General features: G+C 68.5%; 13 protein-coding genes. 6 read left to right on the plus strand and 7 right to left on the minus strand.

Annotated features, from left to right (window positions below; translation table 11 throughout):
- Window positions 1–262: 262 nt before the first annotated feature.
- Entirely contained in the window at window positions 263–1,438 is a 1,176-nt protein-coding gene (locus AC07UH_RS14280; RefSeq protein ID WP_495180781.1) for a BaiN/RdsA family NAD(P)/FAD-dependent oxidoreductase, read from the plus strand.
- Window positions 1,439–1,442: 4 nt separating this feature from the next.
- Here AC07UH_RS14280 and AC07UH_RS14285 read toward each other — a convergent pair whose 3' ends face one another.
- The gene (locus AC07UH_RS14285; protein ID WP_081974387.1) at window positions 1,443–2,153 is read right to left on the minus strand and encodes a M23 family metallopeptidase; all 711 of its coding nucleotides are present in this window, start codon (window positions 2,151–2,153) and stop codon (window positions 1,443–1,445) included.
- A gap of 345 nt (window positions 2,154–2,498) precedes the next feature.
- Between AC07UH_RS14285 and AC07UH_RS14290 the strand changes: the two genes are divergently transcribed.
- Window positions 2,499–3,455 (plus strand): isopenicillin N synthase family dioxygenase, encoded by a 957-nt coding sequence (locus tag AC07UH_RS14290; protein WP_495180782.1) that lies wholly within the window; start codon window positions 2,499–2,501, stop codon window positions 3,453–3,455.
- 69 nt (window positions 3,456–3,524) lie between these two features.
- Here AC07UH_RS14290 and AC07UH_RS14295 read toward each other — a convergent pair whose 3' ends face one another.
- The 5 genes from AC07UH_RS14295 to hflK form a co-directional block, all read right to left on the minus strand.
- Window positions 3,525–4,739: a M20 metallopeptidase family protein gene (locus AC07UH_RS14295; RefSeq protein ID WP_495180783.1), complete on the minus strand. Its 1,215-nt coding sequence runs from the start codon at window positions 4,737–4,739 to the stop codon at window positions 3,525–3,527.
- Window positions 4,740–4,945: 206 nt separating this feature from the next.
- Window positions 4,946–6,571, minus strand: coding sequence for a helicase HerA-like domain-containing protein (locus AC07UH_RS14300; protein ID WP_495180784.1), 1,626 nt, complete (start codon window positions 6,569–6,571; stop codon window positions 4,946–4,948).
- 108 nt (window positions 6,572–6,679) lie between these two features.
- Window positions 6,680–8,236 (minus strand): Do family serine endopeptidase, encoded by a 1,557-nt coding sequence (locus AC07UH_RS14305; protein ID WP_495180785.1) that lies wholly within the window; start codon window positions 8,234–8,236, stop codon window positions 6,680–6,682.
- 116 nt (window positions 8,237–8,352) lie between these two features.
- Window positions 8,353–9,228, minus strand: coding sequence for a protease modulator HflC (gene hflC / locus AC07UH_RS14310; RefSeq protein ID WP_038661752.1), 876 nt, complete (start codon window positions 9,226–9,228; stop codon window positions 8,353–8,355).
- On the minus strand, window positions 9,225–10,349 hold the full coding sequence (gene hflK / locus AC07UH_RS14315) for an FtsH protease activity modulator HflK (protein WP_495180786.1): 1,125 nt from the start codon (window positions 10,347–10,349) through the stop codon (window positions 9,225–9,227). The genes hflC and hflK overlap by 4 nt, the downstream gene beginning before the upstream one ends.
- 70 nt (window positions 10,350–10,419) lie before the next feature.
- Between hflK and AC07UH_RS14320 the strand changes: the two genes are divergently transcribed.
- From AC07UH_RS14320 to AC07UH_RS14335, 4 genes are read left to right on the plus strand one after another with little or no spacing between them, the layout of a single operon-like run.
- The gene (locus AC07UH_RS14320; protein ID WP_137899759.1) at window positions 10,420–11,373 is read left to right on the plus strand and encodes an Mrp/NBP35 family ATP-binding protein; all 954 of its coding nucleotides are present in this window, start codon (window positions 10,420–10,422) and stop codon (window positions 11,371–11,373) included.
- Between the two features lie 10 nt (window positions 11,374–11,383).
- Window positions 11,384–11,815 carry a CoA-binding protein gene (locus tag AC07UH_RS14325; RefSeq protein ID WP_495180787.1) on the plus strand — a complete coding sequence of 144 codons (432 nt, stop codon included), beginning with the start codon at window positions 11,384–11,386 and terminating at the stop codon, window positions 11,813–11,815.
- A gap of 57 nt (window positions 11,816–11,872) precedes the next feature.
- Window positions 11,873–12,220: a hypothetical protein gene (locus AC07UH_RS14330; RefSeq protein WP_495180788.1), complete on the plus strand. Its 348-nt coding sequence runs from the start codon at window positions 11,873–11,875 to the stop codon at window positions 12,218–12,220.
- On the plus strand, window positions 12,217–12,612 hold the full coding sequence (locus AC07UH_RS14335) for a hypothetical protein (protein ID WP_495180789.1): 396 nt from the start codon (window positions 12,217–12,219) through the stop codon (window positions 12,610–12,612). The genes AC07UH_RS14330 and AC07UH_RS14335 overlap by 4 nt, the downstream gene beginning before the upstream one ends.
- Window positions 12,613–12,891: 279 nt before the next feature.
- On the opposite strand, the gene AC07UH_RS14340 is transcribed toward AC07UH_RS14335, so the two are convergent.
- Window positions 12,892–14,187, minus strand: a complete 1,296-nt coding sequence (locus AC07UH_RS14340; protein WP_495180790.1) for a homoserine dehydrogenase — start codon at window positions 14,185–14,187, stop codon at window positions 12,892–12,894.
- Between the last annotated feature and the right edge of the window lie 129 nt (window positions 14,188–14,316).

A 14,316-nucleotide genomic window follows, 5' to 3' on the forward strand; every position in this document is an offset into this window, starting at 1 on the left:
ACACCGGCACAGCTCCCTTACCCCTTTTTCTCGGGGCGGTCAGCGCGCCAGGTCTGTTGTGACTGCCTCGGCGACCATGTCGGCCACCGCTGCGGTGACACCCATCTAGGCGGGCCGCCCCAGCCCGTCAACACCAAATTGCACTTTTACGACATTTGTGGGGGAAAAGTTCCCCAGCAGGCGTCCTGCGCGGTTCTGGACGGGTTCCGAACCCCTCCCCTAGCCCACGCGACAAAGCCTGCGGTTCGCGGTAGTTGACCGCATGGCTTCCCCTTATGACGCGATCATCCTCGGCGCCGGCGCGGCCGGACTCATGTGCGCCGCCGTCGCCGGCCAACGCGGCCGGTCCGTCCTGCTCGTCGATCATGCCGAAGCGGCCGGCAAGAAGATCCTGATCTCGGGCGGCGGTCGGTGCAATTTCACCAACCTCCACACTGCGCCGGACCGCTACGTCTCCGCCAATCCGCATTTCGCCAAATCGGCGCTCGGGCGATATACCGCGAGCGATTTCATCGCGCTGGTCGAGCGCCACCGGATCGCCTGGCATGAGAAGACGCTGGGGCAATTGTTCTGCGACGGCTCGGCCCGGCAGATCGTCGCGATGCTCCTCGACGAATGCGACGCGGGACGCGTCGACGTCGCGCTGTCCACGCCCTTCGGCGAAATCGGCCATGACGGCGCCGCGTTCACCGTCGCTTTGCCGGACCGCGTCGTTCGCGCGCCGCGGCTGGTGATCGCCACCGGTGGACCATCGATCCCCAAGCTCGGCGCCACCGGTGCCGCTTACGATCTCGCCCGACGATTCGGACTCAAGGTGGTCGAGCCGCGGCCCGCATTGGTGCCACTGACGCTCGGCGGCGACGAGGCGTTGTTTCGGACCTTGTCGGGGGTCGCCGCCGATGTCGTGGCGAGCGCCGGCAAGGCGCGGTTCCGCGAGGCGGCGTTGTTCACGCATCGCGGCCTATCGGGCCCTGCGATCCTGCAGGTGTCGAGCTATTGGCGACCACGCGAGCCGATCGGCATCGACTTCGTGCCGGATGCAGATCGCGACTGGCTGCTGACCGCAAAGCGTATGCAGCCCCGTGCGACACTGCGGCGGGCGCTGGCCGCGACGCTGCCGGACCGTCTCGCCGAGGCCCTGGCCGAACGGCTCGACCTGCCGGCCGAACTGGGCAACGTTCCCGACCGCCGGCTCGACGAGGCGGGACGACGCTTGTCGGATTGGCGGTTCATGCCCAACGGCAGCGAGGGATTCGCCAAGGCCGAAGTGACCGTCGGCGGGATCAGCACCGCCGATCTGTCGTCCCAGACGCTGGAAGCGCGCCGCGTCCCCGGCCTGCATGCGATCGGCGAGGCGGTCGACGTGACCGGATGGCTCGGCGGCTATAATTTCCAATGGGCCTGGGCGAGCGGCTGGGCCGCGGCGCAGGCGCTCTAGACGATCAATCCTGCGCGGCGGGGCCGTCGGTCGAGACCGGGATGGCGTGGACGGCGCGGTCCTGCGACGCGAGCAGATAGTCGGCGGTGGTCAGGAATGGAATCGGGTTGACCGCATGGCCATCGATGCGGACCTCATAATGGAGATGCGGACCGGTCGAGCGACCGGTCGAGCCCATCAGCGCGATCAACTGGCCGCGGGTGACGCGGGCGCCGTCCTCGACGAGGATCTTGGACAGATGGCCATAGCGGGTCGCGATGCCCTTGCCGTGGTTGATCTCGACCATATTGCCGTAGCCGCCGAGCCGCGAAGCGTGATCGATGATGCCGTCGGCGGTAGCGTAGATCGGCGTGCCGACCGGACCGGGGATGTCGACGCCGGCGTGCATCGCCGCAGTGCCGCGGAACGGGTCGGAGCGGATGCCGAAGTTGCTGGTGAACTGGAGATGCTGGACCGGCTGGACCGAGGGGATGGCGATCGCGCCCTGCGGCCGGGTATCGAGCTTTTTCCAGCTCTGGAACAGGGTGCGGAACTGCGCGTCGGCCTTGAGATCGGCCTGCGCCTCGGCGCCGTTGGCATCGAGCATCGGGCCGCCCTTGCCCTGCGCCGCGACCGTGGCCCGCGGGGTGCCGTCTTCCGCCTGTGCTGCGCCAAAACCGAGGGTCATCGCACCGAGCGTGGCGACGATCGTGGCTGTACGGGCGAAAATGCTCATCGGACCCCAATATGATGCGCCGCGCCCGTGATGACGGGTGCGACCTATTCCCTCGTCTCGAAACCGCAGCCCCACCGCGTCCCTGACGGTCGATATGTGCCCGCATTTCGCCGGCAACCACAAGAGCCGCCGCCGGTCGCCGCGATCAAGCGGCTTGGGGCTGCGCCGAGTCGATGCGACACCGTCACATCGTCGAGATTGCGCCGGTTAGAAGACGGGGAACGGTGCCGGCGGTTCGGTCCGTGCCAACGGCAGTCGGCCGGGTGGCCGGGACGGCAGGCCGGGGGGCATGACGCGCCCGATCGGGCGGCCTATAACGCGCGCTTCATCAAATGGATGGCTTGCATGCTCGACTCCACTTCCGCCCAGGTTCCCACGCTCAGCCTCGCCGATCAGGCCGGCGACCCCGATGGCTTCGCCGCAGCCTTCGGCGAATCGTTCGAGCGGTTCGGGTTTGCCATCGTCGCCGATCACGGCGTGCCGCAGGATCTGATCACCCGCGCCTGGCGCGAGACCGAGGCGCTGTTCGCGCTGCCCGAAGCGGAGAAGCGCGACTATTTCGTCGCGGGCGGCGGTGGCGCGCGCGGCTACACGCCGTTCAAGACCGAGATCGCCAAGGACGCCAAGCACGTCGATCTCAAGGAATTCTGGCACATCGGTCGCGAGCTGCCGGAGGGGCATCGCTACGCCGACACGATGGCGCCCAATATCTGGCCGACGCGCCCCGAGGGCTTCAAGGACACGTTCCTCGAACTGTTCACCGCCTTCGACCGCGCGGGCGACCGGTTGCTGTCGGCGATCGCGCGGCATCTCGGCCTCGCGCCCGACTGGTTCGATCCGGCAGTGAAGGACGGCAATTCGGTGCTCCGCCTGCTCCATTATCCGCCGATCCCCGCGGATGCCGAGGGCGTGCGCGCCGGCGCGCATGAGGACATCAACCTCATCACGCTGCTGCTCGGTGCCGAGGAGGCAGGGCTGGAGCTGCTCGATCGCGCGACCGGCCAGTGGCTGGCGATCAAGCCGCCCGAGGGCGCGATGGTGGTCAACGTCGGCGACATGCTGCAGCGGCTGACCAACCACGTGCTGCCGTCGACGACGCATCGCGTCGTCAATCCGCCGGTCGAGCGCCGCGGCCATTCACGCTATTCGATGCCCTTCTTCCTGCACCCCGCGCCCGATTTCCTGATCGAGACGCTGCCGCAGACGATCAGCGCGGAGAATCCGAACCGCTATCCGCAGCCGATCACGGCGCACGACTATCTGCACCAGCGGCTGGTGGAGATCGGCTTGATCAAGGGGTAGGCGCGGCGGCGGCCGGATCGGAGCGATGGGGACGGAAACTTCCGCCCCACCGGTTCATCGCGGTTCTCGTCAGTCGAACCCGCGTTCGAGATAGCGCGTTGCGACCGCGCAATGCATCGCGACGCCCTTCGCCATGACCGATTCCTCGATCGTCATCCGCGTGTTGTGGAGCGGCGGGTTGGTCGCCGGATCGCTGCCGGCCGGGGCGACGCCGATGAAGGCGAAGGCGCCGGGGAATTTGCGCAGCACGTAGGAGAAATCCTCCGCGCCCATCATCGGCTGCGGCATCGGTGCGAAGGGCCGGCCGAGCTCGCCCGCCACCGTCTCGATCAGCGCCGCACCACGCGGGTCGTTGACCGTCACCGGATAGCCTTCGTCGATCCACGCCTCTGCGGTGGCGCCATGCGCCGCGGCGATATTCTCGGCGATCCGCTTGACCGCGGCGCGCATCGTCGTGCGCGTCGTTTCCGACAAGGTGCGCAAGGTGCCGAGCATTTGGACCTCGCCGGGGATGATATTGTGCGCGGAGCCGGCCTCGATCTTGGTGATCGACAGCACCGCGGGGTCGGTGACCGCGATCGCGCGTGCGACATAGGTCTGGAAGGCGGTGACGATCTCGCAAGCCACCGGCACCGGATCGATGCAATCGTGTGGCATCGCGGCGTGGCCGCCCGCGCCGCGTACGACGACGTGCACCGTATCCGCCGATGCCATGATCGATCCGGCGCGGGTGATGACGACGCCGGCGGGGGCGTTGGGGGTGATGTGCAACGCGAAGGCGGCGTCGGGCGCCGCGACGTCGAGCAGGCCGTCGTCGATCATGAAACGCGCGCCGTGATGGCCCTCCTCGCCCGGCTGGAACATGAAGACGACGGTGCCGGGAAGCTGATCGCGGCGCGCGGAGAGCGCACGGGCGGCGCCGACCAGCATCGCGGTGTGCGAATCATGGCCGCAGGCGTGCATGCGGCCGGGGATGGTGCTGGCGAAGGGCAGGCCCGTTTCCTCTTCCATCGCCAGCGCGTCCATGTCGCCGCGCAGCAGCACGGTGCGGCCGTTGTCGCCCTTCTGCCCGCGCAGGATCGCGATCAGGCCGCTGGTCGATTTGCCTTCGTGATATTCGAGCGGCAGGCCGGCGAGCGCCGCCTTGATCTTGTCGGTGGTGCGGCGGCAGTCGAGGCCGATCTCCGGCTCGGCATGGATCGCGCGGCGCAGGGTGACGATGTCGGCGAGCTCGGCTTCGCCGGCCGCGGTCCAGTCGCTGAGAATGGGGTCGTCGAGGGACATGATGAGGCTCCGTTTCGGGCGCCAGTTTGCGCCGGAGCGGGAGGGTTGTCGAGCTTTGGGGTGTGCTCCACTTAACCCGTCATCCCGGCGGAGGCCGGGACCCATGGATGCGGAATGTCGATAGTGGCGCGAAACCGCAAATGCGCCGTGACCGTGTGTCCCGGCGTTCGCCGGGATGACGAAGATGGGGACAAACGCCCCCGCCCTCACCGCATCAGATTCCCCAGCACGCTGCGCAGCACCGTTCCGACCAGACCACCGCCTGCCGACGAGCGCCGCGAACCCGAGCCGAACACTTGCTTGCCGATCTCGTTGGCGACCTGCCGCCCGATCGACGAACTCGCCGCGCGCGTGGCGGAGGTCATCGCCTTCGACCAGGGCGAGTTGGCCGCCTCGCGCGCCGCCGCCGCGTCCGCCTTGGCCTGCGCCGCCTGCGCGCGCGCCGCTTCCTTGGCGGCCTGCGCTTCGGCCTTGGCCTGCACCGCCGCCGCCTTGGCGGCATCGTCCTGCGCCCGCGCCGCCGCCGCGGAAGCCGCGGCCTCCTGCGTCTTGGCCGCGAGAATCTCCTCCGCCGATTCGCGATCGATCGCGGTATCGTATTTGTCGCCGACCGCGTCGGTCTGGATCATCACGGCGCGTTCCTGCGGCGTCACCGGGCCGACGCGGCTGGCGGGCGGCTTGATCAGCGTGCGTTCCACCGGCGCCGGCGACCCGTCCGCCTGCAACAGCGACACCAGCGCCTCGCCGACCTTCAATTCGGTGATCGCGGTGGCGACGTCGACGCCCGGATTGGCGCGAAACGTCTCCGCCGCCGAACGCACCGCCGCCTGATCGCGCGGCGTGAAGGCGCGCAACGCATGCTGGACGCGATTGCCGAGCTGGCCGGCGACCGTGTCGGGGATATCGATCGGGTTCTGCGTGATGAAATAGATGCCCACCCCCTTGGAGCGGATCAGGCGAACGACCTGTTCGATCTTGTCGAGCAGCGCCTTGGGCGCGTCGTCGAACAGCAGATGCGCCTCGTCGAAGAAGAAGACGAGCTTGGGCTTGTCGGGATCGCCGACCTCGGGGAGATGCTCCAACAATTCGCTCATCAACCACAGCAGGAAGGTGCTGTAGAGCTTCGGCGCGGCCATGAGTTTGTCGGCGGCGAGGATGTTGACGATCCCCCTGCCCTTGTCGTCGGTACGGAGGAAGTCGTCCATCTCCAGCGCAGGTTCGCCGAAGAAATGGTCGCCGCCCTGCGTGCGCAACTGGAGCAGCGCGCGCTGGATGGCGCCGATCGATTGCTTGGAGACGTTGCCGTAGGTGGTGGTGAGTTCGTCGGCACGGCTCGCGCAATGCGCCAGCATCGCCTGAAGGTCGTCGAGGTCGAGGAGTAGCAGCCCCTCCTTGTCGGCGACGTGGAAGGCGATCGTCATCACCCCTTCCTGCACGTCGTTGAGATCCATCAGCCGGCTGAGCAACAGCGGCCCCATTTCGCTGACGGTGGTGCGGATCGGGTGGCCCTGTTCGCCGTACAGGTCCCAGAATTGTATCGGCGTATCGGCATAGGCCCAGTCGGTCTCGCCGATCTCGGCGGCACGCGCGGCGAAGGCGGCATGCGTCTTGGCCTGCGGCGAGCCTGCCATCGCGAGGCCGGACAGGTCGCCCTTCACGTCCGCGACGAAGCTCGGCACCCCGACCTTCGCGAAGCCCTCGATGATCCCCTGCAGGGTCACCGTCTTGCCGGTGCCGGTCGCACCGGCGATCAGGCCGTGGCGGTTGGCGCGCTTGAGATCGAGCAGCTGCGGCTTGCCGCCGCCGAGGCCGATGAAGATGCCGTCGCTCATGTCCCGCTCCTGTGCTGGTGCCGGAGACCTACCCCGGCGTGCGGGCAAAAGGAAAGGGCCGCCGCTCGGGAGAGCGACGACCCTTCACCTGCACCGGTATGGCCAGGCTTACTTGATCTTCACCGGGATGAAGCCCGGGATCCGGCCGCGCTGCACCAGCAGCAGGACCTGCGGACGACCCGCCGCCTTCGCCTGCGCGACGAGACGGGCGACGTCGGCCGCGGTGCGGACCGGCGTGCTGTTGACCGCCTGGATCACGTCGCCGCGCTTGATCTTGCCGTTGGCGTCGCTCGAGGCGTCGACCGAGGCGACCACCACGCCCTGTACGGTGGGATCGACGCCGACCGCGCGGGCGATCCCCGGGGTCAGCGGCTGGACGTTGAGGCCGAGCGGCGCTGAGCCGCTTTGGGTCGTGCCGGCGTCGTCATCGTCATTGCCGTCCGTCTGCGAATCGTTCGGCCCGAACCCGCCGGAATCCTCGCCACCATTGGCCAGCGCCTTGAGCTGGTCGTTCGACGGACGCGTCGCGACCTGGATGTTGAGCGACGTCGGCTGACCGGCGCGCAGCACCTCGAACCGGGCGGTCGTGCCCGGCTGGAGGTTCGAGACGAGACGCGTCAGCGTCTGGTCGGGCGTGACCTGCTGGCCGTTGATCTTGGTGACCACGTCGCCCGCGCGCAGGCCGCCCTTGGCCGCCGGACCCGCCGGCTCGACCCGGGCGATCAGCTCGCCCTGGTTCTTCGGAATGCCGAGCGCCGCCGCGGCATCGTCGTTCACCGCACCGCCGATCGACACGCCGATATAACCGCGGGTTATCTTGCCACCCTTCATGAACGTCTCGATGATCGGCTTGGCGGTCGCCGCGGGAATGGCGAAGCCGATGCCGATATTGCCGCCCGACTGGCTGAAGATCTGCGAATTGACGCCGATTACATTGCCGTTGAGGTCGAACATCGGGCCGCCCGAATTGCCTTGGTTGATCGAGGCGTCAGTCTGGATGAACTGATCGTAGGCGCCGCCCTGCCCGGTGACGCGGTTGATCGCCGAGATGATGCCCGCGGTCACCGTGCCGCCGAGGCCGAAGGGCTCGCCGATCGCCAGCACCCAGTCGCCGACGCGGGCACGGCTCGAATCGCCCCACTTCACGAACGGCAGGCCGGCGGCATCGATCTTGAGCAGCGCGAGGTCCGAATCCTGGTCCTTGCCGATGACGCGTGCGGTATATTCCTTGTTGTTGCTCAGCGTGACGGTGATCGAATTGACCGTCGCGCCCTCCGCACCCGGCGCGATGACGTGATTGTTGGTCACGACATAGCCGTCCGGCGAGATCAGGAAGCCCGAGCCGAGCGACGCGCCCTCGCGCTTCACCGGGGCGCCACCCTGGCCACCGCCCATGCCGCCGAACAGATCGCCAAACGGCGTGCCCGAGAAGGGATTGGCCGGCTGGCGCTGGACGATCGTCTGCTTGGTCGAGATGTTGACCACCGCGGGCTGCAGCTTGGCGACCATGTCGGCGAAGCTCATCGGCGCACCGGCCTTGGGCGCCGCCGCCTGGATCGCACCGGGCTCGTTCTGGGCCTGTTGCGCGGTGCTCGGCTGCAGCGCCAGCGTGGCGGTCGCGCCACCGAGGAGAAGCGCACTGGTAATGGCGTAGGCGTAGCGCACTAGGAGAAAATCCTCTTCATGAAGGGCGATCGGAATTGGTGCCTTAGTGGACCCAAACGCCTGAACGCCGCTTGAATGTTCATACGCCCGAAAGCTGGGGGCTCAATCCTTGCGGATCAACGCCCCCTGCCCTCGAACTCACGCAAGTAACTGTTTCCGGGTGACAAGATGATGGACGTCGAACCGCTCGGCGCCGGCCCGCCATCCGCCCCGAAGGTGTGGCGGTAGGACTGCATGGCGCGGTAGAAGTCGTAGAAGTCGGCATCCTTGGTGAAGCTTTGCGCATAGATGCGCGCCGCCGCCGCATCCGCCTCGCCGCGGATGATCTGCGCTTCCTTCTGACCCTGCGCGCGGATCGTCGTCGCCTGCTGCTGGCGGGCGGTCGCCATCCGGGCGAGCGCGCGGTCAAGCGGGCTGCCGTCGGGCAGATCGGCATGCTTGATCCGCACGTCGACGATCTGCACGCCATATTGGCTGGCGAGCCGCTGCATGCGGGTCTGGATATTGTCCATCACCTGGTCACGCTCGGGGCTGAGCAGCGTCGCGAACGGCTGATTGCCGAGCTCGTTGCGGATCGAGCTGCCGAGCAGCGGGCGCAGCGCCTCGGTGATCGCCGCCTCGGTCTGCGAGGTGCTGCCGGTGGCGTTCACCGCCTTCAGCGGATCGATGATCCGGAACCGCGCATAGGCATCGACCTCGAGCCGGAGCTGGTCGGACGAGAGCACCTGCTGGTTGTCGTAATCGACGTCGAGCACGCGCTTGTTTAGCCAGACCAGCCGGTCGATGAACGGGATGCGCAGGATCGGGCCGGCGCCGGTGCGGCCGAACTGCTCGTTCGGTTTCCACGCGTTGACGGTGCGCACCGGCTGCTCGAAGCGCAGGATGACCGCCTGCTGCGTCTCCGGCACGATGGTGATCGTCGCCGAGAACAGGATGACGAGGACCAGCGCGGCGAGGCCGAGCGCGATCGGGTGACGCCAAAGGCCGTTCACTGGCCGCCTCCCGTCGCGGGTGCGGGCTGCACCTGGGTCGCCGTCGCCGGCGCGGCATCGGGCAGTCGCCGCGCGCGGTCGAGCGGCAGATAGGGCACGACGCCATTGGCTTCGACGATCGTCTTGTCGGACTTGGCCAGCACGGCCTCCATGGTCTCGTAATACATGCGGCGGCGCGTCACCTCGGGGGCGAGGCGATACTGTTCGTACACCTTGTCGAACTGCGACGCTTCGCCTTCGGCGCGGGCGACGACCTGCTTGGCATAGGATTGCGCCTGGTTGCGGACGCCCTGCGCATCCTGCTGCGCGGCGGTGACGTCCTTGAACGCATCGTTGACGCGCGCGGGCGGATCGGCCTGCTTGATGCCGACGCCGACGACGACGATGCCCGACTTATAATCGTCGAGCACCTTCTGCATCCGCTCCTGTACCTGGTTCTCGATCAACGCGCGGCCCGGCCCGAGCGCCGAGTCGAGGCTGACGTTCGCCACCACTTCGCGCATCGCGCTCTCCGCGGTGGCGCGGACGGTGTCGCGCGGCCGGTCGATCTGGAACACGTAGTTCTGCGGGCTCGAGATCTTCCAGCGTACCGCATAGGCCAGATCGATGATGTTCTGGTCGCGGGTCAGCATCAGATTCTCGGTGCCGCTCTCCGGGAAATTCTCGATCCGGATATTCTGCACGTCGACCTTGACGACCCGTGCGATCGGCGCCGGCATCGTCATCGCGATGCCGGGATCGAGCGTGCCCGAATAGCGGCCGAGATAGGTGACGACGCCGCGTTCCTGCGGCGCGATCGGGTGGATCGAAGTGTAGAGGATCCAGACCAGCAGGATGATCCCCGCGCCGATCAACCACAGCGCGCGCGCGTTGGGCGCGCCGGGCAGACCACCCATGCCGCCGCCATTGCCGCCCCCGCCGCCGCCGCGCGCCTTGCGGAGGAAGTCGTCAAGCGCGGTCGGCTTGGCACCGGTCTTGCGGGCGCCGGGCGGCAGCGACCAAGGATTGCGCGGACCGCCGTTGGCACCGCCATTGGCGTCATCGCCCTGTCCCCAGGGACCCTTGGGCGTCTCGGCAGCGAGAATGGGAGGGCGGCTTTTGCGGCCCGGCAGGATATTCATCCTTTCCTTATAAGAAGGCGGACGCGGAAAAACAGTGGCAAGCCGCCGGCGCGGGCCTATCTGGTGCCGCATGACACAAGACGTAACGATTGCCGCGGTCCGCGCCGCCGCGGGCGAGCGGGCAACGGTCCGCTTCGAGGGTACGCGCGCCGGTATCGTGCTGGACGCGACCGGGCTCGGCGGCGCCGAGCGCGATGCGCTGGAAGCCGCGGTCCGCGCCGCGGCGAGCGCGGCCTGGACGGGCGAGGTGCGGCTGGTGGTCACCGCCGAGCGTATCCATCGTCGCCTGCTCGCGGTGGCGAGCGGCAAGGGCGGCGTCGGCAAATCGACGCTCGCCGCCAATCTCGCCATTGCGCTGAAAGCGCGCGGGCGGCGCGTCGGTCTGGTCGACGCCGACATCTACGGCCCGTCGCAGCCGCGGCTGATGGCGGCGGAAGACCAGCGGCCGACCGCCAAGGACAAGGTGCTCGACCCCGTCCCCACCCCTTATGGCGTGCCGATGCTGTCGATGGGCCAGCTTATCCAGCCGGGCAAGGCGATCGCGTGGCGCGGGCCGATGGCGGCGGGAGCGCTCACCCAGCTGGTCGACGCCGATTGGGGCGCGACCGACACGCTGGTGCTCGACCTGCCGCCCGGCACCGGCGACGTCCAGCTGACGATGGTGCAGAAGCACAAGCCGGCGGGGGCGATCATCGTCTCGACGCCGCAGGATCTGGCGCTGATCGACGCGACGCGCGCGATCGACCTGTTCGACAAGGCGGGCATTCCGATCATCGGCATCGTCGAGAATATGGCGGGCTATGTCTGCCCGCATTGCGGCGAGCTGTCCGATCCGTTCGGCAACGGCGGCGCGCAAGCGACCGCGGAGCGGCTCGGCCTGCCCTTCCTCGGCCGCGTGCCGCTGGCGATCGGCATCCGCACCGCCTCCGACGCCGGCCAGCCGCCAGCGGCGGGGAACGGCGCCGATGCGACCGCGTTCCATGCGATAGCGGGTCAGGTCGACGACTGGCTGCGCACCCATTGAGGAGACGATCATGCCGCTGACCAACGATGCCGCGATCAAGGCACTGCTGGAAGGCGCACGGACGATCGCGCTGGTCGGCGCCTCCGACCGGCCAAATCGGCCGTCTCATGGCGTGATGGCGCGGTTGCAGCAGCACGGCTATCGCGTCATCCCGGTCAATCCGCAGATCACCGGCGAGCATGTCCTCGGCGAATTCGTCTTTCGTGACCTGCATCAGCTCGGCGACCCCATCGACATCGTCGACATCTTCCGCCGTCCCGAAGCCGCCGGCGAGGCGGTCGACGAGGCGATCGCGATCGGTGCGAAGGCGGTCTGGCTGCAGCTCGGGGTGATCAACGAGGCGGCGGCGGCACGGGCGGAGGCGGCCGGGCTGCAGGTGGTTATGGACCGTTGCCCGGCGATCGAGATCCCGCGGCTCGGCGTCGCCCCGATCGAGGCTTGATTCGACAGCACGGCTCGGCGAGGATGGCGGCACCGCTCGCTGTGGGAGTAGGGCTGGATGCTTGCGCTGCTGTTGCTGTTTGCCGCCCCGACCGAAGACCCCGCGACGGTCATCGCGCGATCGTTGTCCTTGATCGCCGGTGATCGCTGCACCACCGATCCTGACAAGACCGACATCACCGTCTGCGGCCGGCGCCGCGCCGATCGCTTCCGTGTGCCGTTCGTCGTCCACGACGCGGGCGATCCCAAGCATGAGGCGGTGCGCGTGGAGCGCGACCGGCTGCTCAACCGCACCAATCCGGTGCAGGAGCACAGCCCGTTCCTCGTCGGTGGCGGCATGTCGGGCGTGACGGTGAGCAGTGCGACCGGTGTCAGCGGCGTCACCAACCGGCCGCTCGCGCCATGATCTGGCTGGCGATCGCCCTCCAGACCGCGGCGGCCGGCGCGCCGGCGCCGGAGGCTCCACAACGCTGGTCGTTCCTCACCCCGCAGCCGTGTCCGCCGCAGGCCGACAAGAGCGACATCGTCGTCTGCGCCGACGGCAAATCGTCGCAGACGCTGCCGCTCCCCGACGAAGCGGGCCCGGCCCCCGGACGCGGCGCCAACCGCGACCTGAAGGCGACAACGGCGCTGGCGCTGGAAGCCCCGCCCTGCGCGGCGTCGCTCGGCGGCTGCACCGTGGGCTTCGGGCCACCGATCGTGCCGATCGTGAGCGCGCTTGCGAAGGTCGCCAAATCCGCCTTCGCCAGGAAACCGGACAAGCGCGGCCGCGTGGCGATCGACCTCAGCGAACCTTGATTCCACCACATGCGGCTGACGTCGAACGGTCACCCTGCAGGGTTATCGCCCATGAGGAATTGTGCGAGTCCGCCGTCTTCCAAACCCACCTCGTCACCCCGGACTTGTTCCGGGGTCCACCCTGCGGCGAGGTGAAAGGCCCGATGCAGGACCGTTCTCTCGCGGCCCGGTGGACCCCGGAACGAGTCCGGGGTGACGGATCTGACGAGGAAGCCGATCGAGCCTCATCACCGTAGCCGTATGCGATAGCCCTCCCCCTGGCGGGAGAGGAATATGGGATCACCCCAGGATCGGCATCCAGAGCGGCTGGCCGGACAGGCTCTGCGATCCGCGCAGCTTCTCCAAAGCATGGACCACCGCGCGTTCCGGGCCTTCGTGCGTGACGATCGCGACGATCGCGCTGCCGTCCGCCGCGACGCCACGCTGGATCAGGCTCTCGATCGACACGCCGGCATCGCGCATCGCCGCGGCGATCTCGGCGAGCACGCCGACCCGGTCCTGAACGGTGAACCGCAAATAGGATCGCGCGCGCCGCTCGCCGGTGTCCGCGGCCGGCTCGACGGTCAGCGCCGCCGCCGGCATCGCATAGGGCGAGCCATATTCCCCGCGCGCGATGTCGATCAGGTCGGCGACCACCGCGCTCGCGGTGGGTCCCTCGCCCGCGCCCGCGCCCTGGAAGAACAGGCGGCCGACGTAATTGCCCTCCGCCACCACCGCGTTGAGCGAGCCGGTGACGTGCGCGAGCGGATGATCGACCGGCACGAGATGCGGATGCACGCGCTGGAACAGGCCGTGCGCATCCGCCTCGGCCACCCCGACCAGCCGCACGCGATAACCCAGCGCCGCCGCCTCGGCGATGTCGGCGGCGATGACGTGGCGCACCCCCGTCGCCAACACGTCGCCGAACGCCGGGCGCGTCCCGAAGGCGAGGCTGGCGAGGATCGACAATTTGTGCGCGGCATCGACGCCGTCGATGTCGAAACTGGGGTCCGATTCGGCATAGCCGAGCGCCTGCGCCTCGGCGAGCACCTCGGCGAAGTCGCGCCCCTCGGCTTCCATCTTCGACAGGATGAAATTGCAGGTGCCGTTGAGGATGCCGTAGACACGGCTGATCCGGTTGGCCGCGGCGCCCTCGCGCAGCCCCTTGATCACCGGCACGCCGCCGGCCACCGCCGCCTCGAACTTGAGCGGCACCGCCGCGGTCTCGGCCGCCTGCGCGAGTTCGAGGCCGTGATGCGCGATCATCGCCTTGTTGGCGGTGACGAAGCCCTTGCCCGCCGCGATCGTCTGCCGCGCCAGCGTCAGCGCCGGGCCGTCCGACCCGCCGATCAACTCGACGACGACATCCGCCGCGGCATGGCCAGCGAGATCGCGCATGTCGTCGATCCACGCGAAACGGGTCAGATCGATACCGCGATCCTTGTTTCGGTCACGTGCCGAGATGGCGACGATTTCGATCGGGCGGCCGGCGCGGCGGGTGATCAAATCGCGGTTGGCATCGAGCAGGCGGACGACGCCGCCGCCGACCGTACCGAGCCCGGCAAGGGCGACGCGCAAGGGTGTGTTGCTATCCATGGCCGCCGCCTAGCGGAAAGGCGCGTTGCCTGTCGAGACGGCGCAGCTTTATGTCGTGTACCGCGCCGCCATTGCCCGACCGCCGCGTACCGTGCCACAACCCGCCGCACTTCCATTTTGCCAGCGAGC

Source organism: Sphingomonas sp. GW821-FHT04B01, from assembly GCF_059420425.1.